Genomic DNA, 255 nt, shown 5'->3' with positions numbered 1-255 from the left:
CAGCTGGGATAGGTATGGTGATTCCTTCATTGGTATTGGTTATTATTATTGCAACATTTTTCTATCGAATGAATAAAAATAAGCATGTGGAATCTGCTTTTTATGGGTTACGACCAATAATTACCGGTTTAATTGGATATGCAGCAATCAAATTTGCCATTAGCAATCACTTAGTCGATGCAATTTCGTGGTACTCTTTTAGTCTCTTTCTGATATTTTTATTATCTTTATTTGCCTTGGTAAAGCTTCGTCTCC

Annotated in this window: 1 protein-coding gene; it reads left to right on the top strand. The window is 34.1% G+C overall.

The window, feature by feature from the left end; genetic code table 11:
- Window positions 1–29: 29 nt before the first annotated feature.
- A partial coding sequence (locus KW850_RS33015; protein WP_374226413.1) for a chromate transporter occupies window positions 30–255 on the top strand: 226 nt, incomplete at its 3' end.

The organism is Bacillus sp. sid0103, assembly GCF_019219025.1.
The sequence above is the reverse complement of the archived record's forward strand: the minus strand, read 5'-3'. Positions and strand labels throughout refer to the sequence as shown.